1 rRNA gene is annotated in these 212 nt (G+C 53.3%); it reads right to left on the minus strand.

The annotated features are described in order from the left end of the window. Positions 1-212 (minus strand): 16S ribosomal RNA (locus tag ACY2RR_RS24940); the annotation flags it as partial.

Below are 212 nucleotides of genomic sequence, written 5' to 3' on the forward strand. Positions count from 1 at the left end.
CCACTGGTGTTCCTTCCTATATCTACGCATTTCACCGCTACACAGGAAATTCCACACTCCTCTTCCGCACTCAAGCCATCCAGTTTTGGATGCAGTTCCCAGGTTGAGCCCAGGGCTTTCACATCCAACTTAAATGGCCGCCTACGCACGCTTTACGCCCAGTAATTCCGATTAACGCTTGCACCCTCCGTATTACCGCGGCTGCTGGCACG

Source organism: Parendozoicomonas sp. 2304DJ65-17 (assembly GCF_058148445.1).